Origin of the sequence: Flavobacterium cupriresistens (genome assembly GCF_020911925.1) — a bacterium.
GTDB lineage: Bacteria > Bacteroidota > Bacteroidia > Flavobacteriales > Flavobacteriaceae > Flavobacterium > Flavobacterium cupriresistens.
In genome coordinates, this window is sequence record NZ_CP087134.1 from 1068884 (window position 1) to 1095635 (window position 26752).

Annotated in this window: 25 protein-coding genes; 19 read left to right on the plus strand and 6 right to left on the minus strand. The window is 32.1% G+C overall.

All coding sequences use genetic code 11. The features are described 5' to 3' along the window. Position 1 precedes the first annotated feature (1 nt). From LNP23_RS04715 to LNP23_RS04735, 5 genes are all read left to right on the plus strand, one after another. Positions 2-991: a hypothetical protein gene (locus tag LNP23_RS04715; RefSeq protein ID WP_230004072.1), complete on the plus strand. Its 990-nt coding sequence runs from the start codon at positions 2-4 to the stop codon at positions 989-991. A 101-nt stretch (positions 992-1092) separates the two neighbouring features. Further along, positions 1093-1641, plus strand: a complete 549-nt coding sequence (locus LNP23_RS04720) for a hypothetical protein (RefSeq protein WP_230004074.1) — start codon at positions 1093-1095, stop codon at positions 1639-1641. 190 nt (positions 1642-1831) lie between these two features. After that, on the plus strand, positions 1832-3073 hold the full coding sequence (locus tag LNP23_RS04725) for an oligosaccharide flippase family protein (protein WP_230004076.1): 1242 nt from the start codon (positions 1832-1834) through the stop codon (positions 3071-3073). Further along, a complete protein-coding gene (locus tag LNP23_RS04730; protein WP_230004078.1) occupies positions 3073-4335 on the plus strand; it encodes a hypothetical protein in 1263 nt (420 codons plus the stop codon). The genes LNP23_RS04725 and LNP23_RS04730 overlap by 1 nt, the downstream gene beginning before the upstream one ends. After that, positions 4328-5443 (plus strand): glycosyltransferase family 4 protein, encoded by a 1116-nt coding sequence (locus tag LNP23_RS04735; RefSeq protein ID WP_230004080.1) that lies wholly within the window; start codon positions 4328-4330, stop codon positions 5441-5443. The genes LNP23_RS04730 and LNP23_RS04735 overlap by 8 nt, the downstream gene beginning before the upstream one ends. 13 nt (positions 5444-5456) lie before the next feature. Here the strand turns inward: LNP23_RS04735 and LNP23_RS04740 are convergent, their stop codons facing one another. Beyond that, complete coding sequence (locus LNP23_RS04740; protein WP_230004082.1) at positions 5457-6263, minus strand: 2OG-Fe(II) oxygenase; 807 nt, start codon at positions 6261-6263, stop codon at positions 5457-5459. A 115-nt stretch (positions 6264-6378) separates the two neighbouring features. On the opposite strand from LNP23_RS04740, the gene LNP23_RS04745 reads away from it, so the two are divergent. The 4 genes from LNP23_RS04745 to LNP23_RS04760 all read left to right on the plus strand — a co-directional run bounded on the left by LNP23_RS04745 (position 6379) and on the right by LNP23_RS04760 (position 10812). Further along, a complete protein-coding gene (locus tag LNP23_RS04745; RefSeq protein ID WP_230004084.1) occupies positions 6379-7467 on the plus strand; it encodes a DUF1972 domain-containing protein in 1089 nt (362 codons plus the stop codon). Then, entirely contained in the window at positions 7427-8743 is a 1317-nt protein-coding gene (locus tag LNP23_RS04750; protein WP_230004086.1) for an O-antigen ligase family protein, read from the plus strand. Before LNP23_RS04745 ends, LNP23_RS04750 begins: the two co-directional genes overlap by 41 nt. A gap of 230 nt (positions 8744-8973) precedes the next feature. Further along, positions 8974-9957 carry a UDP-glucuronic acid decarboxylase family protein gene (locus tag LNP23_RS04755; protein WP_230004088.1) on the plus strand — a complete coding sequence of 328 codons (984 nt, stop codon included), beginning with the start codon at positions 8974-8976 and terminating at the stop codon, positions 9955-9957. Between the two features lie 87 nt (positions 9958-10044). Next, the gene (locus tag LNP23_RS04760; RefSeq protein ID WP_230004091.1) at positions 10045-10812 is read left to right on the plus strand and encodes a glycosyltransferase family 2 protein; all 768 of its coding nucleotides are present in this window, start codon (positions 10045-10047) and stop codon (positions 10810-10812) included. Positions 10813-10851: 39 nt separating this feature from the next. On the opposite strand, the gene LNP23_RS04765 is transcribed toward LNP23_RS04760, so the two are convergent. Both LNP23_RS04765 and LNP23_RS04770 read right to left on the minus strand, forming a co-directional pair. After that, the gene (locus tag LNP23_RS04765) at positions 10852-11379 is read right to left on the minus strand and encodes an ORF6N domain-containing protein (RefSeq protein WP_230004093.1); all 528 of its coding nucleotides are present in this window, start codon (positions 11377-11379) and stop codon (positions 10852-10854) included. Between the two features lie 35 nt (positions 11380-11414). After that, entirely contained in the window at positions 11415-12725 is a 1311-nt protein-coding gene (locus tag LNP23_RS04770) for a phenylacetate--CoA ligase family protein (protein ID WP_230004095.1), read from the minus strand. A 133-nt stretch (positions 12726-12858) separates the two neighbouring features. Here LNP23_RS04770 and purD point away from each other — a divergent pair, with 133 nt between their 5' ends. Beyond that, positions 12859-14133, plus strand: a complete 1275-nt coding sequence (gene purD, locus LNP23_RS04775) for a phosphoribosylamine--glycine ligase (protein ID WP_047774626.1) — start codon at positions 12859-12861, stop codon at positions 14131-14133. On the opposite strand, the gene LNP23_RS04780 is transcribed toward purD, so the two are convergent. Further along, positions 14125-14355 carry a DUF6341 family protein gene (locus tag LNP23_RS04780; protein WP_047774628.1) on the minus strand — a complete coding sequence of 77 codons (231 nt, stop codon included), beginning with the start codon at positions 14353-14355 and terminating at the stop codon, positions 14125-14127. The genes purD and LNP23_RS04780 overlap by 9 nt on opposite strands. Positions 14356-14493: 138 nt before the next feature. Between LNP23_RS04780 and LNP23_RS04785 the strand changes: the two genes are divergently transcribed. After that, positions 14494-15423 carry a DUF6427 family protein gene (locus LNP23_RS04785; protein ID WP_047774630.1) on the plus strand — a complete coding sequence of 310 codons (930 nt, stop codon included), beginning with the start codon at positions 14494-14496 and terminating at the stop codon, positions 15421-15423. Here LNP23_RS04785 and upp read toward each other — a convergent pair. After that, complete coding sequence (gene upp / locus LNP23_RS04790; RefSeq protein WP_047774631.1) at positions 15418-16071, minus strand: uracil phosphoribosyltransferase; 654 nt, start codon at positions 16069-16071, stop codon at positions 15418-15420. The genes LNP23_RS04785 and upp overlap by 6 nt on opposite strands. A 113-nt stretch (positions 16072-16184) precedes the next feature. On the opposite strand from upp, the gene LNP23_RS04795 reads away from it, so the two are divergent. Together LNP23_RS04795 and LNP23_RS04800 are read left to right on the plus strand one after the other, a co-directional pair. Next, positions 16185-16790 carry a DUF4254 domain-containing protein gene (locus LNP23_RS04795; protein WP_230004097.1) on the plus strand — a complete coding sequence of 202 codons (606 nt, stop codon included), beginning with the start codon at positions 16185-16187 and terminating at the stop codon, positions 16788-16790. Between the two features lie 43 nt (positions 16791-16833). Further along, positions 16834-17853 (plus strand): glycosyltransferase family 9 protein, encoded by a 1020-nt coding sequence (locus tag LNP23_RS04800; protein WP_230005136.1) that lies wholly within the window; start codon positions 16834-16836, stop codon positions 17851-17853. A 310-nt stretch (positions 17854-18163) separates the two neighbouring features. On the opposite strand, the gene LNP23_RS22875 is transcribed toward LNP23_RS04800, so the two are convergent. Continuing rightward, entirely contained in the window at positions 18164-19216 is a 1053-nt protein-coding gene (locus LNP23_RS22875; protein WP_305070196.1) for a ferredoxin--NADP reductase, read from the minus strand. Between the two features lie 128 nt (positions 19217-19344). On the opposite strand from LNP23_RS22875, the gene LNP23_RS04815 reads away from it, so the two are divergent. From LNP23_RS04815 to atpB, 6 genes are all read left to right on the plus strand, one after another. Then, positions 19345-20805: a DUF5687 family protein gene (locus tag LNP23_RS04815; RefSeq protein WP_230004099.1), complete on the plus strand. Its 1461-nt coding sequence runs from the start codon at positions 19345-19347 to the stop codon at positions 20803-20805. Positions 20806-20951: 146 nt separating this feature from the next. Continuing rightward, positions 20952-21647, plus strand: coding sequence for an ABC transporter ATP-binding protein (locus LNP23_RS04820; protein ID WP_230004100.1), 696 nt, complete (start codon positions 20952-20954; stop codon positions 21645-21647). An 88-nt stretch (positions 21648-21735) separates the two neighbouring features. Continuing rightward, positions 21736-24354: a type IX secretion system periplasmic lipoprotein PorW/SprE gene (gene porW, locus LNP23_RS04825; RefSeq protein WP_230004102.1), complete on the plus strand. Its 2619-nt coding sequence runs from the start codon at positions 21736-21738 to the stop codon at positions 24352-24354. 4 nt (positions 24355-24358) lie between these two features. Continuing rightward, on the plus strand, positions 24359-24763 hold the full coding sequence (locus LNP23_RS04830; protein ID WP_047774640.1) for a bactofilin family protein: 405 nt from the start codon (positions 24359-24361) through the stop codon (positions 24761-24763). Further along, the gene (locus tag LNP23_RS04835; protein ID WP_047774642.1) at positions 24735-24962 is read left to right on the plus strand and encodes an AtpZ/AtpI family protein; all 228 of its coding nucleotides are present in this window, start codon (positions 24735-24737) and stop codon (positions 24960-24962) included. Before LNP23_RS04830 ends, LNP23_RS04835 begins: the two co-directional genes overlap by 29 nt. 569 nt (positions 24963-25531) lie before the next feature. Next, complete coding sequence (gene atpB / locus LNP23_RS04840; RefSeq protein ID WP_230004104.1) at positions 25532-26686, plus strand: F0F1 ATP synthase subunit A; 1155 nt, start codon at positions 25532-25534, stop codon at positions 26684-26686. Positions 26687-26752 lie beyond the last annotated feature (66 nt).

Here is a 26752-nt window from a genome sequence, read left to right on the forward strand (position 1 = left end):
GATGAGTACAAAAGTACCTCAAAGCCAAGAAGATCAGGAAATTGATTTGTTGCAGATTTCTAAAAAGATAAATGATTTTTTCCAAAAGATCAATACATCAATTTTTAGAGGAATTCAGTTTTTTATAAAAAACAAGATTGTTGTTTTGGCTTTGGTTATAATTGGCTTTGGTCTTGGAATGTTTTTAGATAAAACTCAAAAAAACTATGAGCATCAAATTATTGTTGCACCAAATTTTGAGAGCACTGATTATCTATATGCTAAAGTGAATTTAATTGATTCTAAAATTAAAGAGGGTGATACCGTTTTTTTAAAGAGCACAGTTGGAATTCTGCACCCTAAAAAATTTAAGTCTATTGAAATCGAACCGATAGCGGATATTTATAAATTGATTGAAAATAAACCTGAAAATTTTGAATTGATCAAGTTAATGGCAGATAATGGAGATATTAAAAAAACCATTGACGATAATCTGACAAGTAAAAACTACCGATACCATAAGATTTCAGTGTTTACAGATAGTGTAGTTATTGATAATGAAATAATGGAATCTCTTCTTAATTTTTTTAATAAAACAGAGTATTTTAAAAAAATTCAGGAAGCAAATTTGATTAATGTAAAGGCGAAAATGGTACAAAATGATACGACCATTTCTCAAATTAATAATGTATTAAAAGAATTTTCTACAAATGTTAATGGTTCTCAGAAAAGTGACAAGTTGGTCTATTATAATGAGAATACACAGCTTAATGACGTTATTAAAACGAAGGGAGATTTAGTTAAAGAACAAGGATATCACAGGCTTGAATTAATTGGCTATGATAAAATTATAAAAGATATAAGTACAACATTAAATATTGAAAAAACAGGTCTATTTTACGGAAAAAAGAAGTTATTGTTGCCTTTAGTGTTTGTTTTTGGCTATATTTTCTTAAGTTTTTTTAGAGCTTTTTATAGAAAGCAAAAGCTGATTATTGAGAATAATAACTAATATTTTTATCTGAATAATAGCATAAAGATCATGTTATCAGTTTATGTAAAGCATTATTTTTTTAAGTCTTAAAAAACTAATTTAGCCCAAAATTTTAAAAAATGAGAACAAAATTAATTTTTACAAGTTTGATTTTAGCATTAACTTTTATTTCTTGCAAGAAAGAGGTTAGTAAAGAAGAAATTAAACCGATTGAAGTTGAAACGAATAAAAATAATTTTCAAGTAACTTTAACAGCAATAGTCAAAACGGATGATAATTTTCAGTTGTACTACAGTCAAGACGAGTATGATGTTCCTTATAAGGAAGAAAATTCGGTTTGGGTAGCTGTAAAAGCGAATGATAATCCACAAGATATTGTTTTTAATTTGCCGGAAAATGTAATTCCTAACTATATCAGAATTGATTTTGGTACCAATGAAGCACAAAAAGAAGTTACCGTCAAAAATTTTAAGATGAAATATTTCAGCAAAAGTTTTGAAGCCAAAGACTCGCTATTTTTCAACTACTTTATTCCGAATGATTGCGTTAAAATCCTTGACAAAAAGAATTCAGTTGTGCAAAACATCAAATCTCAAAAAGGAATTTACGATCCGTTATTTTATTCTGAGAAAGCACTTTATGATCAAATACAATTAATTGTAAAATAAGATTATTTCATACTATTCGAGAGCCATATTTTGTGGCTCTTTTTTTTGAAATAGATAATCTAAGTTTGATCTAAAATGATTTGTTAAGTTGTTAAGTTGAACTTATATTATTTTAGAACAGACAGGTGACTATATAGTAAATTTGTAAATAAATCATATCATTTTGTTTAAATCAAAATATCTAAATGTATTGCAGCATAATAGAATTAAAAATTTTATTATTTATGGAATTGGCCAGGTCTTTAATCTTGTTAGTCCGCTTTTGGTAATGCCTTATTTGGTTGCTATTTGCGAAAAAGAAGGACTAGGGAAGATTGGCGTTGGGTTTTCTTTTGCTTTAATATTAAATGTTTTGGTTGATTACGGTTCGTATATTAACGGAACCAAAGAAATATCTATTAACAGAAGCAATCCTGAGATCATTAAAAGAAAAATAGTTTCAATATATATAATGAAATTGTTTTTGATAGTAGTATTACTGTTACTCGCCTTTTTGCTGATCTGTTTTGTGCCCTTTTTTAATAAAGAGCAAGCGGTTTTTTTCTTTAGTTTTTCGTATGTTATTGGGCAATTCATTAACCCTACATGGGTTTTTCAAGGTTTAGAAAATTATAAATGGATTACTTTTGTTAATATTACTTCTAAGATTATCTATGTGGCCGGTGTTTTTATTTTTATCAATAAAAAGGGTGATTATATTTATGCCAATGCGTTTTTGGGATTGGGGTTGATAATTGCGAGTTTAATAGGATTAATTAGTCTGATAAAAAAATATGATCTTCGACTCTATAAAAATGTTTCAAAGGACGCTTTAGAGCTATTAAAAAAGGATTTTTCCCTAACATTTTCACAATTGTTTCTTTCCTTTTATCAATACCTGCCGATTATGATAATTAGTTATGTGGGAGGAAATAATATGGCAGGACAGTATAGAATCATAGATCAGATTATTATGACTTTCAGAACCTATTTGCAAATGTTTTTCAATTTTATCTATGCAGATGTTTGTTTACAGGTTCATAAGAATTTGAAAAATGGAATTTCACAGTGGTTTAAGTATAATGGTTTAAATTACGTACTAGTATTATCATTATTGATTATTGCAGTTGTTTCTACAAAGCAAATTTTATTATATTTCAATATTCGTTCAAATGAATTAGAATCGATGACATTGTTTTTCAAAACTGGTTTAATTATTCCAATATTTATGGCAATCTCTATGGCTTTAAAACAATTACTTTTTGCATTAGACCGGAATAAGGAATACATAAACATTACAATTGGATCCTCCTTTTTTAGCTTATTTGTGTTTTTCATATTAGTAAAAAACATTGGATTACAAGGAGCTTTTATAGCAACAATAAGCATTGAAATATTGATTATAGTATTATATGGCATCGTTTTAAAACCAATAATAAGATTGAGTAAGTAATGATGAACTTAACCATTTATAAAAGTTTTCCGTATCAGATTTTATTTTTGCTCTGCATCGGAGTCTCTTTGTTTGCTAATTACGAACTCACTTTTGCCGTTTGGGTTTTAACTTTATTGATGACTATTAAGAGAAAATATTCTGTTACTATTATTAAATACAGTGCTATTTTTCTTACGATACTTTCAGTTGCAGTGGTTTCTACTTTATTCAGTGCGACAACCGTTTTTTTATTCATTAGAGATTTTACCTACCTAGTTAAACCCATTTTAGGATTGGTGGTTGGGTATCAGCTTTGTAGATTTAGTAGTAAATTAGCTTTAAAGGTTATAGTGTATACCGGATTAGCAATTGCTTTGATGCACTTGATAATGTTATTTTTTACGGTACTTGAATTTAGAACTTTAAGTGTTAATCTTTTACGGGAGCACGGGGGGTATTTTAGTGATTATGAGATTTATGTACTAATTATTCTTATTTTTTATAAAAATCTGAAAGTAGAAATTTCAAAAAATCAGAGAAGAATATTGCTGGTAATAATAGGTTTATCAAGCTTTTTGTATCTGGCGCGAACAAATTTGATTCAGTTTATAATTTTATATATAGGCTTAAAAGGATATTTAATTTATAGTAAGAGATCTTTAAAAGTAATTTTATTTGTTGCATTGGGTGCAATTATAGGTTACACGACGATTGTTTACATTAACCCAAAAAGAGAAGGGAAAGGGATACAGGCTTTTTTATATAAAGTAAAAATTGCTCCCGTAGAAGCTTTTAAAACAAGAATAGACAAGGATGACTGGAAAGATTTTAACGATAATTACAGATCGTTTGAAAATATAATTGCCGTAAAACAGGTTTCAAGTAAGGGAAACAGAGCTGTTTTTTTCGGGGAAGGCTTAGGTTCGACCCTAAACTTGGGCAGAAAAGTTTGGACAAATGATCATGAGTACGTTCAGTATATTCCTATTGTGCACAACGGATACATGACCGTGTTTTTAAAATCGGGACTATTGGGTGTTTTTTTGCTTCTTATTTTTTTGGTCGTTTTATACAGACAAAAAAGATCGGATATCGAGGCAGTACAAAGCATTAATTATTTATTAATTGGAACCAGTGTTTTCCTCATCGTTTCCAACTGGGTCTTTCTGGGATTGTATTTAAAATTGGACAATAAATCGATAATAATTGGGTTTCTGATAGCGCTTAGAGAAGTTATTATAAGGGAAAATAATCGTCAAAAAGGCATAGAAAATGAGTAGTAAAAATACCATCAGTATTTTTGTTGATTGTCATGTTTTTGACGATGGCTTTCAAGGAACAAGAACCTATTTAAAAGGGTTGTATTCTGAGCTAATCAGACAACAGGAACTTCATTTTTTTTTAGGGAGTACTAAACCGGATCACTTAGCGTCTATTTTTGGTAATCATTCAAATGTTACCTACATAAAGTATAAATACCACAACAAATATTTGAGGTTACTCGTTGATATACCTCAAATTATCAAAAAGTATAAAATTGATTTTGCTCATTTTCAGTACATCGTTTCCCCTCTTAAAAGGTGTAAATATATCGCTACAACCCATGACGTACTGTTTATCGATTTTCCGGGTTTCTTCCCGTTTTTTAGCAGAATGGTCAATAGAATTGTATATAGACAAAGTGCTAAATTGGCCGATATTAGACTAACTGTTTCTGAATATTCTAAACAGCAAATCCAGCAACATTTTGGGATATCTAACTACGAAATTACACCGAATGCCGTTGAGGACGCTTTTTTTAAGGAGTATGACAAAGAATTGATTAAAGCAAAAGTCAGAAAAGAATTCGCTTTGAATGAATATATTATTTATGTAAGCCGATGGGAGCCAAGAAAAAATCAACAGATGGTTTTAAAAGCTTTTGTTGATTTAGAATTATATAAAAAACAGCAACTTCTTTTTTTAGGAAACCATACTATTGTTGCTCAGGAGTATAATGAAATTTATGACAAATTGAGTCCTGAAATAAAAGAGCAGGTAGTTACCTTAGAAAACACCGATTTTCAGACCATGTTGTTGTTGCTTAGAGGAGCAAATGTATCCGTTTATCCTTCTGTAGCAGAAGGTTTTGGAATTCCTCCACTGGAATCAGTAGCAGCTAAAATTCCAACAATTTGTTCGGATAAAACCGCAATGTCAGATTTTAGTTTTTTTGAGGAATTTTATTTTGACCCATACAATCAGATTGAATTTAATAAAAAACTTCTCCAGATCTTAGAAGAAAACCGAAGTTCAGATTTTGAAATAATGGCGCAGAAGATTAAAGAAAATTACAACTGGGAAAAATCAGCGGATGTTTTATATCGACTAATAAAACAGTATCGCTAATCTGAAAGTCAAGTTATTGATTTTTTGCAGTGTTGCTACCAAATAATTTATTTTTTGTTTTCACTAAAAAATTATAATTTTTAGCAAATTGTTTCTTTAAAAACGAGGCATCATCCTTAGGAAACCAATCTGTAGTTCGTGGTTTTTCAATTTGTCTTTCATGAATTTGATAGGCGTAGGTTGCAACAGACGTTCTAAAACATCCCTCAGGGAAATAGGTCATATCATATCCATGAAGTGTATAAGGGGCACATTGCTGAATAATTAAACGATTAAAAGGTACATCAAGTTCTGCTTCTTGTCCGGTTCTTAAATCGGTTATTTTTAAGCCACCCTTATACTCAGGTTTCCAATCTTTGTTCAGATACAAAAGTAAATTTAATTCCCGATACCAATTTTTGTTTAAAGGATGATAATTAAAATCTAAGTGCATGTCTAAAAAACTATTCTTCTTGCCTTGATGTAATCCTCCACCATGATTCTTTGGGTCAACAAAAATTGTTTTTGAGGTTATATATGAAATAATTTTATTGAATCGTTCAGACGAAAGGTCGTCATATAAATCACGTAACTCAGGTCCTAGTTCCTTATAATTTGATTTTTCAAATTTATTATTTGCAAAAGAATAATCACGGCTCTTATTATTGAGTTCAGGAATGCTTTTATGCGCTTTTATTAATTTTTCTTCTTCACAAAAGCCATCAATTATTAAATGCGGAAATGGGCTGGCAGTTAGATATTGTAAGCGCAAATCGTCTAAATGTTTTTCCAGATATTCAAAATTAATCATAACCTGCTGAGATAAATTATTCTCAGACAAAAGTAGGAATTTAATCAAACCTATTGGTTAATTAAAATTTAATTTGTTCATAATCAATTAAATTATTTAAGAACTTTTAATTCATTATTTTTGAAGCCTGATTAAAATAATTTAAATGAGAATAGCCATACTTGGAACAAGAGGAATCCCAAATAATTATGGCGGGTTTGAACAGTTTGCCGAGTGTTTTGCTGTTTATGCAGCAGAACAAAAGCACGATGTTTATGTCTACAATTCGCATACTCATGTTTTTCAGGAAACGTATTATAAAGGGGTGAATATTATTCATCAATACGATCCGGAAAATAAAATAGGTACCGCAGGACAATTTATTTATGACCTTAATTGTATTCTGGATTCCAGAAAAAGAAATTTTGATGTTATTCTGCAATTGGGGTACACAAGTAGTTCGATATGGTCTTTTTTATTACCAAAAAAATCAATTATCATTACTAATATGGATGGATTGGAATGGAAGAGAAGTAAATACTCTAAAATAACCCAAAAATTTCTAAAGATAGCTGAAAAAAAAGCAGTCAAAAGTAGTGATCATTTGGTTGCAGATTCGCTTGGAATTAAACAATATTTAAAAGAGATATACCATAAAGACGCGGTCTATATTGCTTATGGCGCTGAGGTATTTTTAGATCCACAACAGGATTTACTTTCACAATATAATGTTGAAAAAAACAATTACAACTTGCTAATAGCACGTTTTGAGCCTGAAAATAATATTGAAATGATTTTGGACGGAGTTGTTGATAGTCAAAATGATAAAATAATATTGGTTGTAGGAAATAATGATAATGGTTTTGGAAAATATCTCAAAAAGAAGTTTTCTAACAATCAAAAGATACGTTTTACAGGAGGAATTTATAACAAAGAGCATCTGGATAATTTGAGATATTTCTCCACGATTTATTTTCATGGACATTCAGTTGGAGGAACAAACCCTTCTTTACTGGAAGCAATGGCGGCTAAAACATTAATTGTGGCACATAACAATGAATTTAATCGCGCTATTTTACAGGAAAATGCATTTTACTTTTCGAATGCTACTGAAGTTAAATGTATTATCGAAACAGTAAAAAGAAAGGATTATGAACAAATTGTTCAGGATAACTTTGATACTATAATTAAAGAGTTTAATTGGGAAAAAATAAATGAATCATACCTTAGTTTATTCGAAAAAAGTCTTCAATAAAATTGATGAATTGTGGAAAAATAAGACTTTGCTGGTTTATTTTTTAACAGCAATGCTGATTACACTTCCAATGGAATATATAATTGGCAGCTTGACTTGCATACTTTTTTTAATTGTTTCTTTTTCCAAATTCAAAAAAGCAAATTTTTCAATTTCCGGAGCGTTAATACTTCCAATACTATTGTATGGGGTAATGCTTGAGTCACTCATTTGGACATTAGACAGTAAATTAACAATTAGAGGATTGCAAAAAGAAGTGCTGTTTTTTCTGATTCCGTTAGCTTTTTGCGGATTGCCGAAAATAAATCGCAATCATGTAAATAAGGTTTTTAATTACTTCAGTTTTGCAATGGTTGGTTTTGCCGTCTTTTATTTTTTAAAAGCGATTGTAAAATTTTTGGTATCAGGAAACGCAAATGTTTTTTTCTATCACGAGCTAGTCACATTAAAGTTAAATGCAATTTACGTTGCTGTTTTTGCTTCTTTAGGAATGTTTTTTTTTCTGGTTAAGAAGAATAAATTATTTGTTGATAAAGTTGGTTTTGCAATTCTTATTGTCTTTATAATCTTATTGTCATCTAAGAATATTATTATTGTCGATTTGGTTATGATAATGATTTATTATTTCTTTTTTTCTGCAGTTTCCAGAAAAACAAAAACGATATTAGTCTCGACGGTAATTACGGTGTTTTTAAGTTCGATATTTTTAATTAAGCCAGTCAGAGACAGGTTCATGATTGAGTTTGAAACAATATTTGTTGATAGCTCCTTAAAGAAAGCTACTGAAGAAAATCAGGGACCGATTTATAATATAAGTTTGAAACAAGCTTGGAACCAGGATAAATTTCAACAGAATGATTTTTTCCCTGGAGCAGCTTTTCGGGTTTTTCAGATTAGAATTTTTAAAGAAATGCTTCAGGAGGATGCTATTTTTTTTACAGGATTTGGATTAGATGCTTCGCAGAATAAAATAAGAGAAAAAGTAAAAGAGTATAATTTGCACTCCAGTTATGGAGAATTTAATTTTCATAATGAATATGTTCAAATATTTTCAGAACTCGGGATACTTGGTTTTTTAATCGTTGTCAGTATGTTGTTTATTTCGATAAAAAAAGGGATCAGGTATAAAGATTTTCTACTTATTTCTTTTTCTGTAACTATGACCGTTTTATTTTTAAGCGAATCTTTTTTGAGTAGACAGAGAGGAATAATTTTCTTTATAGTTATTTACTGTATGTTTAGCGTAGCTAATTATGCTGATGAACAGAAAATATAGAGATAAAAGCACTATTTTCAGAAGCTAAGGTTAGTCTTTTGATCCAAAAAGAGAATAATCAGCTTTTGGACTAAATACTTTAGAACTTTTTTCTGCATTAGTATAATAGTAATGAATAATAAATTTTTAAAGAATTTATAAAACTGTCCAAATTAATTTAGACAGTTTTTTTTTAGAATAGTTTTTATAATTTTCAAATAAGTTACATTTGCGATGTATAAATAATTACTATGAAAAGAATACTTATCACCGGGGCAGCAGGATTTTTAGGATCGCATTTGTGCGATCGATTCATCAAAGAAGGCTATTATGTTGTTGGAATGGATAATCTGATTACGGGAGATCTTAAAAATATTGAGCATTTATTCAAATTAGAACATTTCGAATTTTACCATCACGATATTACCAAATTTGTTCACATTCCGGGTGATTTAGATTATATACTACATTTTGCTTCGCCGGCGAGCCCTATTGACTATTTAAAAATTCCGATTCAGACCTTAAAAGTAGGTTCGTTGGGAACACATAATTTGTTAGGTTTAGCCCGAGTAAAAAAAGCCAGGATTCTGATTGCATCAACTTCAGAAGTTTATGGAGATCCTTTGGTTCATCCTCAGACAGAAGAATATTACGGAAACGTAAATACAATCGGGCCACGTGGTGTTTATGACGAGGCGAAACGTTTTCAGGAGTCGATCACTATGGCATATCATACTTTCCATGGTGTAGAAACCAGAATTGTGCGTATTTTTAATACGTATGGACCTAGAATGCGACTCAATGACGGTCGTGTAATTCCTGCGTTTATCGGACAGGCACTTCGCGGAGAAGATTTGACGATTTTTGGAGATGGAATGCAAACACGTTCGTTTTGTTATGTGGATGATCAGGTAGAAGGAATTTTCAGATTACTGCATTCTGATTATGTGTATCCTGTAAATATTGGAAATCCGGATGAAATCACAATTAAGGATTTTGCAGAAGAAATCATTAAATTGACAGGAACCAATCAAAAGGTAGTCTACCATCCATTACCAATAAATGATCCCTTACAACGTCAGCCAGACACCACAAAAGCAAAAGAACTATTGGGCTGGGAAGCAAAAGTAAATCGTTCGGAAGGAATGAAAATTACGTATGATTATTTCAGATCCCTTTCTCCGGAAGAACTTTCTAAAGAGGAACACAAAGATTTCTCCAGTTATATAAAATAATACACTTCATACAGTCCGGATTTCTTAATTGAATTCGGACTGATTTTTTTTTAATTAAAAAATATAAATTCCGATAGTCGTCGTCAAATGAATGAATTAGTATCGATTATAATACCCACCTATAATACTGAAAAGTTCATCAGAGCAACTTTAGAATCAGTTCAGAATCAAAGTTATCAAAACTGGGAAGCAATTTTGGTTGATGATGCTTCAACGGATCAAACGGTCGCTATTATTGCGGAATTTGCTCGAAACGACAACAGAATAAAATTTTTTCAGTTAGCGAAGAACTCTGGAAATGGTTTTGCGAGAAATGTAGCCTTAGAAAAAGCCACAGGAAAATATATTGCCTATCTCGATGCCGATGACTTATGGTTTCCGGAAAAGCTGGAAAAACAAATCTGGTTTTTAAAAGCAAACAATTTGCCTTTTACCTTTTCATTTTATGATTGTATAGACGAAGAAGGCAATGATTTAAACAGAAGAGTAGAAGCACCATTAAAGCTAACTTATAAGCAATTATTTTACTGCAATTATGTCGGTAATTTAACGGCAATTTACGATACAGCTTATTTTGGAAAAATTACCTTGCCAGCCTCTCAGAAAAGGCAAGATTGGCGTTTATGGCTAACGATTTTAAAACAGATCAAAACAACCAGACCAGTTGCGGAACCTTTGGCTTTTTATAGAATTAGAAAAGATTCTATTTCATCTTCAAAATTCAAATTGATTAAACACAATTTTGGCGTTTACAGAGGATTTCACGGTTATAACTTTGTGTTTTCTCTTTTGTTGATGACAAGATTTTTATTTACGCAGTTGGTTATAAAACCTCGATATATAAAGAATAAATAGAGTAAGATCGGAGGTTGTAATTTGTAACCTTAAAGAGTATTATTTTTTATAACCAATTTTAATTCTTTCACTTTCGTTTTCCTTTTTCTCCGTTAATTCATCTAAGTAGCTAAAAACCAATTCTATATTTTTATCGTGATTTTCTAATTTCTTTTGAATTTGGAGAATATCAATTTTCATTTCTGTGGTACCTAAAAGCAATTCTCTCACTTTTGTGAAAATGCGCATAATTTGAATATTAGTTTGGATTGCTTTATCGCTTTTCAAAACACTTGAAAGCATTAAAATTCCGTGTTCTGTAAATGCCATTGGAGCATAACGTAAACCCATCTTATCAGAATTGGAGGTCACAAACTGTGACCTCCAATTTTTAAACTCTGATTCATTAAGTTCAAACATAAAATCTTCTGGAAATCGAGATAAATTTCTTTTAACAGCTTGTTTTAAAACCTTTGTTTCAACACCATAGAGCATCGCAAGATCACGATCAAGCATTATTTTTTGATTGCGAATAAAGTATATTTTGTTAGAAATTGTTTCTTCCGGAAGTAAAGATAGATCGTCCATAAGTTTTTAATTGAAAAACAAATGTAAGATTTTATTTATAAATAAGATTTAAACTGTTTTAGTTTTCCACGGTTCGTTCTTTCTAAAACCGTCTTTCGAATAAAACTGAAATTTAAATTAGGTTCTAAATACAAAGAAATAGCCTCTTCTATTTTTTGAATCTGATGGATATCTAATTCATGTTCACTGATATATTCAATTTCAAACGTATCTAATTGGGTTTGTTTGATGATAAACTCTTTTACATTACCATCGTCTTCAATAATGCTCTTAGTGACATAATAAAACGTCAATCCGGGTGATTTTTTCCCGCTTGGTAAGAGCGCGACATCATTGGTTCTACCAACCAGTTTTTTGAGAATCGGTTTTTGAAGCGTACTTTTTTCATCTAAAATTCCAATGTCGCCAATGTCGTATCTTATAAATGGATTCGCTTTGTTAAATAAAGAAGTAATCACGATGCGACCTTCTTTTCCATAAGGTAAAACCTGATTATGTTCATCCAAAATTTCAACAAAAAGCGTTTCGGAGTTTACCTGCCATTCGCCTTTTGGATTTTCAAAAGCAATCAAATCCAGTTCCGAAGCCCCGTATTCATTGATAATCGGAATTCCGAATTGTTTTTCTAATAGTTTTTTATCCGATTCAAAAAGCATTTCCGAAGTCACAAAACAGGCCTTTAGTGTTGGACAAATGTCTTTTAAAAAACTATTTTTTTTCTCTAAGAATTTAGCAAACAAAACAATAGAACTGGTATAACCGTTGAGGTAATCGAATTTTTTTGTTTTGAATTTCTGCAGAAATCTTTCCAAAACTTCATCCGATAAGTCAAAAACAGGAAATCGGAACCGGTTCCCTAAATAATCTTTAAAGCGCTCTTTTTGATAGCCAACAAAATCCATCGGAATACCGTAAAAACGAGCCTGATAAGAGTAATTAAAATCGATTCCGAACCAGCCAAAACGCATACTATTGGAAGCCCAGGTCATGGCATGAGTATACTTATCTTTAGCAAAAACAAAAGGCGTCCCGCTGGATCCGGACGTTTTGTTACAATAGACATTTTTTAAAGTATAGCCTTTTGAAAGTCTATGTTCAAGTGGCTTTTGCAAATTTTGCTTGTTCAGAACGGGTAAATCTTCCCATTTTCGGACAATTTTGTTTCCAACTAATTCGTTATAAAATGGATTGTTTTGCAAGTGAAAACCAACAATATCATCTTTTTGTTTTTGAAGAAATTGTAAAAATTCCTTTTCAGAAAGACGAGTGATTGCATCTAAATCAGCCTTTGCTTTCTTTATCGGAAAACCATTTAATTGAAGCGAAAGATCAAAAAGAGAAATCATTTTAAGACTGAATTTTCATCAAAAATAATATTATCCAATTACTAACAGTGATGAATCAACAACTTTTTAAGATTTAATTATTTTTTACGTTCAAAAGCAATTATTTTTGCACCACAACTAAATACAACAACACATGACAATTTTACTATTGGGATCAGGCGGAAGAGAGCATGCATTTGCATGGAAAATGATTCAAAGTCCGCTTTGCGAAAAACTTTTTGTTGCACCGGGAAATGCCGGAACTGCCGGTATTGCCACAAATGTTGCAATGTCTCCAACCGATTTTGATGCTATAAAAACATTTGTACTACAGGAAAAAGTAGGTATGGTAGTCGTTGGACCTGAAGATCCGTTGGTAAAAGGTATTTACGATTATTTCAAAAATGACGAAAGTTTAAAGCATATTCCGGTTATTGGGCCATCTAAATTAGGGGCACAATTAGAAGGAAGTAAAGAATTCGCTAAAGAATTCTTAATGAAACATAACATTCCAACTGCAGCTTACGACAGTTTTACGGCTGAAACAGTTGAAAAAGGATGTGACTTTTTAGAAACATTACAACCGCCATACGTTTTAAAAGCAGATGGTTTAGCTGCCGGAAAAGGAGTTTTGATTATTCAGGATTTAGAAGAAGCTAAAACAGAATTGAGAAACATGCTGGTTCATCAAAAATTTGGTGCGGCGAGTTCAAAAGTAGTTATCGAAGAATTTTTAGACGGAATTGAATTAAGCTGTTTTGTTTTAACTGACGGTAAAAGTTATAAAATTTTGCCAACAGCTAAAGATTACAAACGAATTGGCGAAGGTGATACAGGATTAAATACAGGCGGAATGGGAGCAGTTTCTCCGGTTCCTTACGTAGATGCCGTTTTGATGGAAAAAATCGAAACACGTATCGTAAAACCAACAATTGAAGGTTTTCAGAAAGATGGAATTGAATACAAAGGATTTGTATTTATTGGTTTGATCAATGTGAAAAACGAACCAATCGTTATTGAATACAACGTGAGAATGGGGGATCCGGAAACAGAAGTTGTAGTACCAAGATTAAAATCTGATTTAGTTGAACTGTTCTTGTCCGTAGCAGATCAGAAATTAGATTCTTTTGAATTAGAGGTTGATCCAAGAAGTGCCACAACAATTATGGTGGTTTCAGGCGGATATCCGGAAGATTTCGAGAAAGGAAAAGTAATTACCGGTTTAGAAAATATTACTGATTCTATTGTTTTCCACGCGGGAACTAAATTAGAAGATGGAGCAGTTTTGAGTAACGGAGGTCGTGTATTGACGATTACTTCTTACGGAGATGATTTCCAACAAGCCATAAAAAAATCTTACCAAAACATAGATAAACTAAATTTTGATAAGATGTATTTTAGAAAAGATATCGGCTTCGACTTACTTTAAGAAAGAGTGAGCCGTAGTATCTTGATTTTCTGTTCCTGCAGCATCAAAAATGCGTAATTGTTTAATCCAATATACGATTGCTGCAGAACAAATAATCATAAATATCCAGTTAATTGTGTTTGCACCAAACCAAGTAATTAGCTCTAAACGACGTAAAAAGTCAAGTGGAGCAAATAAAATGTTAACGAATAAGTATTGTATTCCTTCAAAAAAAGCTGTCATAATTTATAAAATTATATGTTATTTATTGTTTTGTAACGCATTGAACACAAAATTCAATTGATCGAATCTTTTTCAACTTGTTGGTTTTCCTTTTAAACAAGTATTATATTTACAGTCACAAAAGTATAAAATATCCTTATGATAACAAGTGTTTTTAAAAAATCTACGCCATTAAATTATTCATTGGTCGTAATTTTAATACTGGTTTTCTTTTTTCTTTTTCAAATTCAGGAACCATCCTGGATCAGTTCCCCGTTTTTGGCATTTCAAAAAATAAGTCTTTTGTGCTTTATTTTTGCTTCTTTTTTCCTGATTAATTTTATTGTAAAGAAGAACGGACTCAGTAAAGACAACGGTTACTCGATATTTTTCTACTTATTGTTCTTATTGTTTTTCCCCACAATATTTAATGATTCGAATGTAATATATGCGAACTTTTTTATTCTGTTAGCCCTTAGAAGGTTAATTTCGCTTCAGTCTCTGAAGGCTTCAAAAGAAAAAATATTTGACGCTTCTTTTTGGATTTTAGTAGCTTCTTTATTTCAATTTTGGTGTATTCTTTTCCTGATATTGGTTTTTATATCGATTATTTTTCACGTTTCACGTGATTATAGAAACTGGGTATTGCCTTTTATAGCACTTTTAGCGGTTAGCGTGATTTTTTTATTAATCTCTTTGGTCTTTCATATCGATGCCATTCAGTTTTTTGAAAAACGTGCTGTAGTTGATTTCAGTATTGATTATTTTAAGAACAATTACGAAAACGCTGCACTTTCAATCTACACTGCGGTAGCCTTATTTTTTGTGTTTTCGATGTTAACAACCTTTTCAAACAGGCCACAAATTGTGCATTCATCATACAAAAAAGTAGTAGCCTGTTTTTTTATAGCGGTTATTGTTTTTATTGTTTCACCAAACAAAAGCAACGATTTATTGTTGTTTAGTATTGCACCTTTAACCATTATGGCATCAGGACATGTAGAATATATACAGCAAAAGTTAAATAATGAAATTGTTTTTTACGCGCTCATTGCCTGTAGTTTATTTACATTTTTGTCCCAATTATAATTTACTGCCATAAGCAAGATCACCGGCATCACCAAGACCCGGAATAATGTAATTTTTTTCGTTTAATTTCTCGTCCAACGAAGCAACCCATAAGTGGCAATTTTCGGGAAGATTCTTTTCGAGATACTGTATGCCTTCCGGAGCAGCAATCACGACTACAATATGAATTTCGTTTGGAGTTGCGTTTTGAACTAATTTTTCATGAACAGCAACGATAGACTGACCTGTGGCCAACATCGGGTCGAGAAGCAGAACCGTTTTATTGTTTATGTTTGAAAGCGCTTGATATTCAACTAAAATTTCAAAAGCATCATCATTATTCGGATGATGTCTGCAAGCAGAAACAAAGCTGTTTTCTGCATGATCAAAATAATTTAAAAACCCATTGTGCAGGGGTAATCCGGCTCTTAAAATTGAACATAAAACCAGATCTTCACTTATTTCGGTTGTTTTTTTAATCCCAAGCGGAGTCTGAATTTCGACACTTTTATAAGCCAAAGTTTTACTCAGTTCATAGGCCATAATTTCGCCGATTCGCTCTATGTTTCTTCGAAAACGCATACTGTCGTTTTGAACATTTATATTTCGAATTTGACCTAAAAAATGGTTTAAAACACTGTTATCTTCCGATATATAATGAATTTTCATAAGGAGTTTTTAGAATTGTTAGGATATAACCTTTATTAATGACGAAAAAGTAAAGTTTTTTTTCGAACTATAAAAGTATAAAAAGTATCTTTGTCTCTCTAAAAAATAAAGACATGTTTTCAAAATTAGCATATTCGGTTTTCGAACAAAGCATCAAAGATTATCACCAGTTTGATAATGTTGATCAACCTATAAACAATCCGTTTCCAAAAGATAAATTTGAACATTTATTATACTTAAAAAACTGGATTGACACTGTTCAATGGCATTTTGAAGATATTATTCGTGATCCGCAAATTGACCCGGTAGCAGCATTAACATTAAAAAGAAGAATTGATGCTTCTAACCAGGAACGTACCGATATGGTAGAATATATCGACAGTTATTTTTTGCAAAAATACAGCGAAGTAAAAGTAAAAGACGGTGCAAAAATCAATTCTGAAAGTCCGGCTTGGGCATTTGACAGATTGTCTATTTTGGCATTAAAAATTTATCATATGCATGAAGAAGCTACTCGTGCAGAGGCTTCACAAGAGCACAGAGATAAGTGTCAGGAAAAATTAAATATTCTTTTAGAACAAAGAAGTGATTTATCTACAGCAATCGATGATTTGTTGACAGATATCGAAAATGGAGATAAATTCATGAAAGTGTACAAACAAATGAAAATGTACAACGACGATGATTTGAATCCGGTTTTATACCAAAACAAAAAATAGTTTGACAGCAAAATTGTCTAAGACTATTCAACATATAGCCGTCATGCGACTCTCTGCAATGGGAGATGTTGCCATGACGGTTCCTGTTTTACGTGCTTTTGTAAAACAGTATCCGACGATAAAAATTACGGTGATTTCACGTCCGTTTTTTAAGCCTTTTTTTGAAGGAATTCCCAATCTTGATTTTTTTGCTTTTGATGAAAAAGAGCGCCACAAAGGTTTTCTGGGGCTTTTGAGATTATTTTCAGATGTCAAAAAACTCAAAATTGATGCTTTTGCAGATTTACATAATGTTTTAAGATCTAAAATTGTGAGTTTTCTTTTTGCTTTAACCGGAAAAAAGAGAGCCACAGTCGACAAAGGACGAGAAGGTAAAAAGGAATTAACACGCGTCGAGAATAAAATTTTCAAGCAATTACCAACGATGTTTGAGAGACACTCAAAAGTGTTTGAAAAACTCGGTTTTCCCGTCAACTTATCGAATCCTGAATTTCCGAAAAGAGCGGTATTAAGTGCTGAAATTACTGATTTGGTGGGAGAAAGTTACCAAAAACTAATCGGAATTGCACCATTTGCACAATATGATTCTAAAGTATATCCGTTGGATTTCATGGAGGAAGTAATTGCAAAACTGGCTGATAATAAAGAACAAACTATTTTACTTTTTGGAGGAGGAAAGAAAGAAATCGAAATTTTAGAGTCTCTTTCAAAGCCCTTTAAAAATGTAATAAATGTCGCCGGAAAAATTAAATTCCAACAAGAGCTAAAACTAATAAGCAATTTGGACGTAATGCTTTCCATGGACTCCGGAAATGCACATATTGCAGCGATGTTGGGTGTAAAAGTGGTTACGCTCTGGGGCGCAACGCATCCGTATGCAGGATTTCTACCGTTTAATCAAAGTCTTGATAATGCTTTGCTTTCGGATCGAAATCTGTATCCTAATTTACCGTCTTCTGTATATGGAAATAAAATAATCGAAGGTTATGAAGATGCCATGAGAACCATTTCTCCTAAGAAAGTGGCTAAGAGGATTCAGTCGCTTTTGGAAGAAAAAAAGTAGTTTCGGTTTGTAGTCTCAGTTTGCAGTCGCAGTCTCAGTCGCAGTTTGCGGTCACAGTTTGCGGTCACAGTTTATAGTTACAACTCGACAGCATTTATGTCACCCTGAGCGAAGTCGAAGGCTTATTAGTTAAAAGGGGCTTCGACTTCGCTCAGCCTGACAGTCTCAGTTTTCAGTCTCAGTTTTTAGTCACATCTTACTGTTTATATGTCACAATAAATAACAACAAAAAAAAGAGTTTGCAAAGCAAACTCTTTTTTTATATCTGTAAACTGAGACTGAAAACCGCGACTGCGACTAAGAAACCCTCCTAAACGTCATCAAAATCTACGTAAATAGTCTCCGATGTTGGGTGTGCTTGACAGGTCAAGACTAAACCGGAAGCAATTTCTCGGTCAGTTAAAATAGAATTTTTAGTCATTTCTGCCGTTCCTGTTGTGATACGTGCTAGACAGCTGCTGCAAATTCCGCCTTGGCAAGAATAAGGAGCATCGATTCCTTGTTTTAGTGCTGCGTCAAGAATCGTTTGTTTTTGAGACATTTCAAAAGTAACTTCATCATCATCAACTAAAACCGTAATTTTTGTATGTCCTTCTAATGAGGTATTGATTTGATTTTCTTTAGTAGAAGAAGTAAAAAGCTCAAACTTAATAGCAGATTCTTTTATGTTTTTCTCTTTTAGAATACCCGAAACCGTATTGATCATTTCCTCAGGACCACACAAGTAGAATTTATCAAATTGTAATTCTTTATGTTTGTTATTCAATACAAAATTCACAGCCGATTTGTCAATTCTGCCAAATAAAGCATTTTCAGCTTTAGCCTGACTAAATACATAATGCACAAATAAGCGCCCTACATATTGCAATTGTAAATCATGTAATTCCTGATGAAAGATCGTCTCTTCAGGTGTTTTATTTCCATAAACCAATACAAATGAGCTTTTTGGTTCACTTTTTAAAACGGACTTTATAATAGAAAGTACAGGAGTGATTCCGCTACCTGCTACAAAAGCTGCATAATTTTTTTGTCTTTCAGCATCTGGTTCGAAAGTAAATTTTCCTTCAGGGTGCCCTACTTCAAGAACATCTCCGGCTTTTAGTTTGGTATTTGCAAATTGCGAAAACAAACCATTTTTAACCGCTTTTACCGCAATTCTTAATTCACCACTTTCCGGTCCTGAACAAATTGAGTAAGCACGTCTAATCTCTTGGTTATCAAGGGTTAGTTTTAAGTTTATATATTGTCCGGCAACAAATTTATAGTCCGGTTTTAGTTCTTCGGGAACATTAAAAAGAACAGAAACAGCATCGGCAGTTTCACGTTTTACCTCTTTAATTATAAGTTTTAAGAATGAAGGCATGATATGATATTTTCTGCAAAAGTAGCAAACAACAGCTAATTGATGGTAACGAAATTATTTTTTTTAACTTTTTTTGTAACGTTTACTTACATTTGATCTCTTACTATAAAACTGAAAACCAAAGAACCATGATTAAAAAGTTTATTTACCTGGAATGGAAAGCCTTTATTCGATCTGCCTCATTTGGTTCTAATTTGGCCATGAAAATTCTGATCGGTTTCTTGATGATCTATTTTTCAATCCTTTTTATAGGGATGGGTGTTGGAGCCTTTTATATGCTTAAAGAAATGAATCTGGAACCATTAGTTACGGTTAACAGATTTCTAATTTATTATTTTCTGTTCGACCTCGTTATTCGATTGCTGATGCAGGCCATACCGGTGCTCAATATAAAACCGTTATTGGTTTTACCTTTTAAGAAACCAACAATTGTTCATTTTTCGCTGGGCAAAACAGCTTTATCTTTTTTTAATTGGGTCCATGCGCTGTTCTTTCTTCCTTTTTCGATCGTATTAGCTATTGAGGGATATGATATTATGGGTATTATTTTTTGGCATCTGGCGGTTCTTTCGTTAGTATATATCAACAACTTTCTGAATATCATTTTGAGTAATATCGACAAGTTATTTGTTGTTTTTGTAGCTGTAATTGTGGCCTTAGGAGCAGCACAATACTACAAGATATTCGACATTACAACTTTTACAGCTCCATTTTTTCAAGGGTTTTATAACACAAATGGAATGGTTTTTATCCCGGTTTTGGTATTAGTTAGTTTGTATGTCTTTACATTTAAATATTTTAAAAACAATTTATATTTAGATGCAGGACTTTCTAAAAAAGAAGACATTGCCAGCACAGAAAATCTTTCGTGGCTGAATCAGTTTGGTACTTTGGGGACATTTCTTAAGAATGATATTAAATTGATTAAGAGGAACAAGAGATCAAAAACAACTATTTTAATGAGTGTTCTCTTTTTGTTTTACGGGCTTATCTTTTTTGGAAATTCACACCAGCCGGCTGTGATGTATATTTTTGCCGGGATATTTGTTTCAGGTGGATTTCTATTTGTTTTTGGACAATTTGTACCAAGTTGGGACAGTTCGTATTATCAATTGATGATGACGCAGAATATTCCGTATCGCGGTTATATTACTTCAAAATGGTGGTTGATAGTGATTGCGACTTTTGTTTCGACAATTATCGCTTCTTTTTATCTTTTTTACGGATGGGAAGTATACTTAACAATCGTTGTTGGAGCGATTTATAATATTGGAGTTAATTCTCACATGGTACTTTTAGGAGGCGCATTTACCAAAACGCCAATTGATTTGAGTAATGCCGGAGGAGCCTTTAGCGATAAAAAAGCGTTCAACGTCAATGCCATGTTATTGACGTTACCAAAAATATTATTGCCTTTGGGATTGTATGGTGTCGGACTTTATTTGGGAGATAAAACGCTCGGATTAGTATTAGTTGCCGGAGCCGGTTTTTTAGGTTTTATTTTTAGAAATAAGGTCTTTTCTTTAATTGAAAAAAGGTACAAAATAGAAAAATACAGTACGATAAGTGCGTATAAACAAAAGAATTAATGTGTTAATTAGAGAATGTGTCAATTTGATAATGAGATAATTTTATCGGATGGAAACAATCACTTTTTTAATCTAAAATCAGCAATCTAAAATCAGCAATCTAAAGTCTACAATCTAAAGTCTACAATCTAAAATCCACAATCAAAATGATACAAGTAAGTCAGCTTTCAAAAAAATACAACGGGACAACAGTTTTAAATATTGAGCATCTTGAGATTCCAAAAGGGCAAAGTTTCGGATTAGTTGGAAATAACGGAGCCGGAAAAACCACTTTTTTCAGTTTATTATTGGACTTGATTCAGCCTTCGACAGGAAATATTAAAAGCAATGATATTCAGGTTAATACCAATGAAAATTGGAAATCGTTTACAGGTTCTTTTCTCGATGAAAGTTTCCTGATTGGGTATTTAACTCCGGAAGAATATTTTTATTTTATTGGAGATTTACGCCACCAGAATAAAGCAGATGTGGATGCCTTGTTAGCAAAACAGGAAGAGTTTTTTAATGGAGAAATCTTGAAAAACAAAAAGTACCTGCGAGATTTATCTAAAGGAAATCAGAAGAAGGTGGGGATAATTGCTACACTTATCGGTAATCCCGAAGTGATTATTCTCGATGAGCCTTTTGCAAATTTAGATCCTACAACCGTAAGTCGATTGAAAAAAATTATTAAAGAATTAGCCGAAGATCCAAACGTAACCGTTCTGGTTTCCAGTCATGATTTGCAGCACACGGTAGAGGTTTGCGATAGAATTGTGGCACTCAATAAAGGAGAAATAGTTAAAGATATTCAAACTTCAAAAGAAACCTTACAAGAATTGGAATCGTTTTTTGCAGTATAAATTTCGATATTACAAAAAGAAGCGTATTTTTACAAGTCATTATACTAAAAATCGTTTTTAGAAGTTAAATGATTTAAACTCTTTTCTATTGAAAAAGAATACTCTTAAATATAGCTTTTTTCTGGTGTTTTTCTTCCTTTTGATAGCCTGCTCTACCAAAAACAACACTTTTTTGTCTCGAAATTCTCATGCTTTAAGTACAAAATATAATATTCTGTACAATGGGGGTATAGGTTTAGACAAGGGATTAAAATCAATTCAAGGCAATAATCAGGATAATTTCTGGAAAATGCTGCCTATTGAGAAAATGCAGGTCGATGAGAGTTTCGCGGATGATACTAAAGCTAAAAATGCGGATTTCGAGAAGGCCGAAACAAAAGCAACAAAAGCCATTCAGAAGCATTCCATGAATATTGGCGGACGGGAAAAAAATTCTCAGATAGACGAGGCCTATCTAATGCTAGGAAAAGCCAGATATTATGATCAGCGTTTTATTCCGGCTTTAGAAGCATTTAATTATATTTTATACAAATATCCCAACAGTAGTAATATTTATACCGCAAAAATCTGGCGCGAGAAAACCAATATGCGTCTGGGAAATGATGCGATTGTTGTAAAAAACATTAACAAATTATTAAAAAACACAGATCTAAAAAAACAAACTTTTTCGGATGCCAATGCACTATTGGCAGAGGCTTTCTTAAATTTAGAAAAGAGAGACAGTGCCGTTACCAAACTTAAAATTGCGGAAGAGTTTAGCCGAATAAATGAAGACAAAGCCCGATACCGTTTTATTTTAGGACAGTTGTATCAGGAAGAAGGTAAAAAAGACAGCGCTATTTATTATTACGACGGAGTTATTGATATGAATCGAAAAGCCGATCGAAAATATATGATGCATGCTTATGCAAAAAAGGCACAACTGTATGATTATGAAACGGGTAATGATACCATTTTTATTGAAAAATACAATAAGCTGGTAGCAGATCGTGAGAACAGACCTTATTATGATGTACTGTTTTTTGAAATGGGTGTCTTTTTTGATAAAAGGAAAGAACAGGAAAATGCCTTAGAATTCTACAACAAATCATTGGACAGAAAATCCAAAGATCCTTATCTCATTGCTTCCACCTATCGAAATATCGGAAATATGTATTTTAAAAATACAGATTATACTATGGCTGCGAAATATTATGACAGTACATTGGTAAAATTAGATCCCAAAAGCAGAGAGTTTACATTTATAGAAAAAAACAGAAAAAACTTAGACAATGTTATAAAATACGAGGCCATTGCCAAACGCAATGACAGTATTATTACCGTTTATGGTTTACCGGCTCCCGACCGAAAGTTATATTTTGAAAACTATATAGTTGAGCTTAAAAAGAAAGACGAAGCCAAACGTATTCTGGAGGAAAAAGAAAAAGAGAAACTGGCTAATGTAGAGCGTAATACAAAAGCAGATAGTGAACCAACGGCAGTTAATCCACAATCTCAGCCGGGTATTGTTCCTCCCGGTGTTGGAGTTTTTAATCCGCCATCTGCTAATGAGACAACAAGTACCTTTTATTTTTACAATCCAACAACGGTTGCTTATGGTAAGTTGCAATTTAGAAAGTCTTGGGGGAACAGAATCTTAGGAGGTTATTGGAGAATGGCTTCATCAAAAGCGGCAAACGATGATGCAATAGCAAAAGAAGCAGCAGAGATGACTCAGGATTCTTTAAATGCGATAAAAGACACCATTGTTATCGAAAAATACACGACAGATTTTTATGAAAAACAGCTTCCCGCTACAGAGTTGGCTATGGATAGCATTGGAAAAGAGCGCAATTTTGCGTACTATCAATTAGGGCTTATTTACAAGGAAAAGTTTAAAGAATACAATTTGGCGAGTGGTAAATTGGAGCAATTATTGAAAAATAATCCAGAAGAAAAATTGGTTTTACCAGCCATGTACAATTTGTACAAGATTTACGAAATTACAGATCCGCGAAAAGCTCAGGAGATAAAATCGAAAATTACCACAAACTATCCAAATTCAAGATATGCACAAATCTTAAATAACACAGGTAACGATGATTTGGCACTCCCGGAAAAAGAATATCAAAAATGGTATAAATTATTCCAGGAAGAACAATTTGATTTGGTCTTGGACAATATTGATAATTTAATCAATCAATATTCCGGAGATGAGATCGTTTCTAAGTATGAATTATTGAAAGCGAATACATTAGGAAAAGTAAATGGTCTGGCAGCGTATAAGAAAGGCTTAGAAAATGTTGCCGATAATTATCCGAATAGTGTAGAAGGGAAAAATGCGCGTGAAATTTTAGAAAAACAAGTTCCAAACTTAGAAAAACTTGATTTTACAACTGTTGATGCAAAGAATTGGAAAATTATCTATCCAATTGCTAATGATGATACTAAGACTGGAAAAAAAGTCGAGGAAGCAATTCACAAGTTTTTAGACATAGAGAATTTCCTAAAACTTAGAACATCTATCGATAGGTACAATAAAACCCAGAGTTTTGTGGTTATTCATGGTATAAAGTCGGAAGCTTACGCTAATGATCTTGCCGGTGTTTTCAGAGATGATAAAAAATACAAAATCTCAAATAAGGCAATTATTATCTCGAGCGACAATTATAAAATAGTTCAAATTAAAAAAAATATTGACGTTTACACAGCCCCCAAAATCCCATAATCTAATGTTTGATAAAGTAAAAAAAAACGGAACAGAACTCTTAGGAAAAACCAATAGAATAGTAGAAGGAACCTCGATTATAGGCGACATCGTTTCAAAAGCCGATTTTAGATTAGATGGCGAATTAATAGGTAATTTTACCTCACAAGGAAAATTGGTTATCGGAGTTTCCGGTGTTGTAAAAGGTGAAATCGTTTGTAATAATGCTGATATTGAAGGAGAATTTCAAGGAAAAATAAAGGTTTTAGAAGTTCTTAATATAAAAGCCACAGCGCAAATTCACGGAGAAGTTACCGTAGGAAAACTTTCTATAGAACCCGGTGCCGATTTTACAGCGACTTGCAGTATGTTAACCAATACCAACGAAGTAAAACTAATAAATGGAAAAGGAGCCGAACAAAAGTCCTAACAATAAGTGGATTGCACTCATTAATATTCCAATTCAAATGGGTGCGATTATTTTTTTGTTTTCTTATTTAGGAACTTGGTTAGATGACAATCACCCAAGTGAAAAAGTGTACTACAATAAAATCTTAGTCATGGTTGGCGTTGCTATAGCATTATATAATGTAATTCGCCAGGTAAACGAAATTAACAAGACAAAGTAATAGATCAAATAAAAGAGCTTTAAATAAATGTTGCATCTTTGCAGCAAAATTATTGAAAATGCTTTTAAAAAATTACAGACCGATTTTACATTTATTTTTTCTCGCAACTGCTACCTATATATTGCATAAGGTAGTTTTTTTTGTTTTAAAGGTTAACGAACAGGATTTTCACTATAGTCTTGAAAGATTGTATTTAATCTTTTTATTAATTGCAACAGTACTTTTAAGTTTCCTGTTGAAATTTAAAAAAGACAAGTTTGACAGTATAGGAATGTTTTTTATGTTAGGGACTTTTATTCAAATGTTTTTGGCTTATATTGTTTTGCGACCAATTTTATTAGATAAGATTCACAACGTTCGTTTTGAAAAAATTAATTTTTTTATAACATTTATTTTCTTTTTGTTATTTGAGACGCTTCTAACGGTACGATTATTAAATGAAAAGCGTTAAAATAGGGATTCTGTAAAAGAATGCTCAAAAATAATTTTTTATATCCTTTTGAATATTAATAAAAAATGTACCTTTGCAGCAAATTTTAGAAACGTAAAAAATAAGATTTTCCACAGATATGGTGATTTCAAACAAACCACTCAGATTTATTCTTACAGCAGCTTTCGTAGCCTGTCTGCCATTAATGAGTTTTTCAAATGTTGAGAAAGACTCAGCACATGTACAAACTGAAGAAGCTCATGCAGCCGGTGCAGAAGGACATCATGCTGAGCCAACAGACGTAAAATCAAAAATAAAAGGATTTATAAAACATCACGTTTTAGACTCTCATGATTTTACCTTAACACAAGATGATGAAACAGGAAAACATTATGGTTTCCCATTACCTGTTATTATCTGGGATAATGGTTTACACGTTTTTTCTTCATCAAAATTCAACCATGGTCATGCTGTGGCAGAATCAAACGGGAACTATTATGTAATTAATCATCATGATGGTAAAATTTACAGAACAGATGCTTCTGGAGAAATTACTGAAGATGAGAAATCGGGTCACCCTACAAATGTTCGTCCTATTGACTTTTCTATTACTAAAACAGTAGTCTCTATTTTGGCAGCTGCATTGTTAATGTTTTGGTTATTTACAAGTTTAGCAAAATCGTATGGTAAAAACGGAGGAATTGCTTCTGGAGTTGGAAGAATTTTCGAACCATTAGTAGTTTACATTCGTGACGAAGTTGCTATTCCTAATATTGGAGAGAAACACTATAAAAAATACATGAGTTATTTATTGACTATATTCTTTTTTGTATTGTTTTTGAATATTTTTGGATTAACACCACTGGGGATAAATGCTACAGGTAACTTAACAATTACTTTTTCTTTGGCAATCCTTACTTTCTTAATCACAAATCTTACTGCAAATAAAAATTACTGGGGTCATATTTTTTGGATGCCGGGAGTGCCAAAACCAATGAGAATTATTTTGGCGCCAATTGAGTTGTTAGGAGTTTTCATCAAACCATTTTCGTTAATGATTCGTTTATACGCTAACATCTTTGCAGGTCACATCGTATTAATGAGTATTATTGGATTAATGTTTATCTTTAAAAGCTGGATTGGAAGCAGTCTTTCTTTTGGATTGTCATTTGTACTTTCAATACTTGAAATTTTAGTTGCCTTTTTACAAGCCTATATTTTTACCATGCTGTCTGCACTTTATTTTGGTTCAGCAGTAGAAGAGCATCATCACGAAGAAGAAGCTCACCATTAAAATTAGATTTCAGAGTTTAGATTTCAGATTTAATAACAATCTAAAATCGACATTCAAAATCTAAAA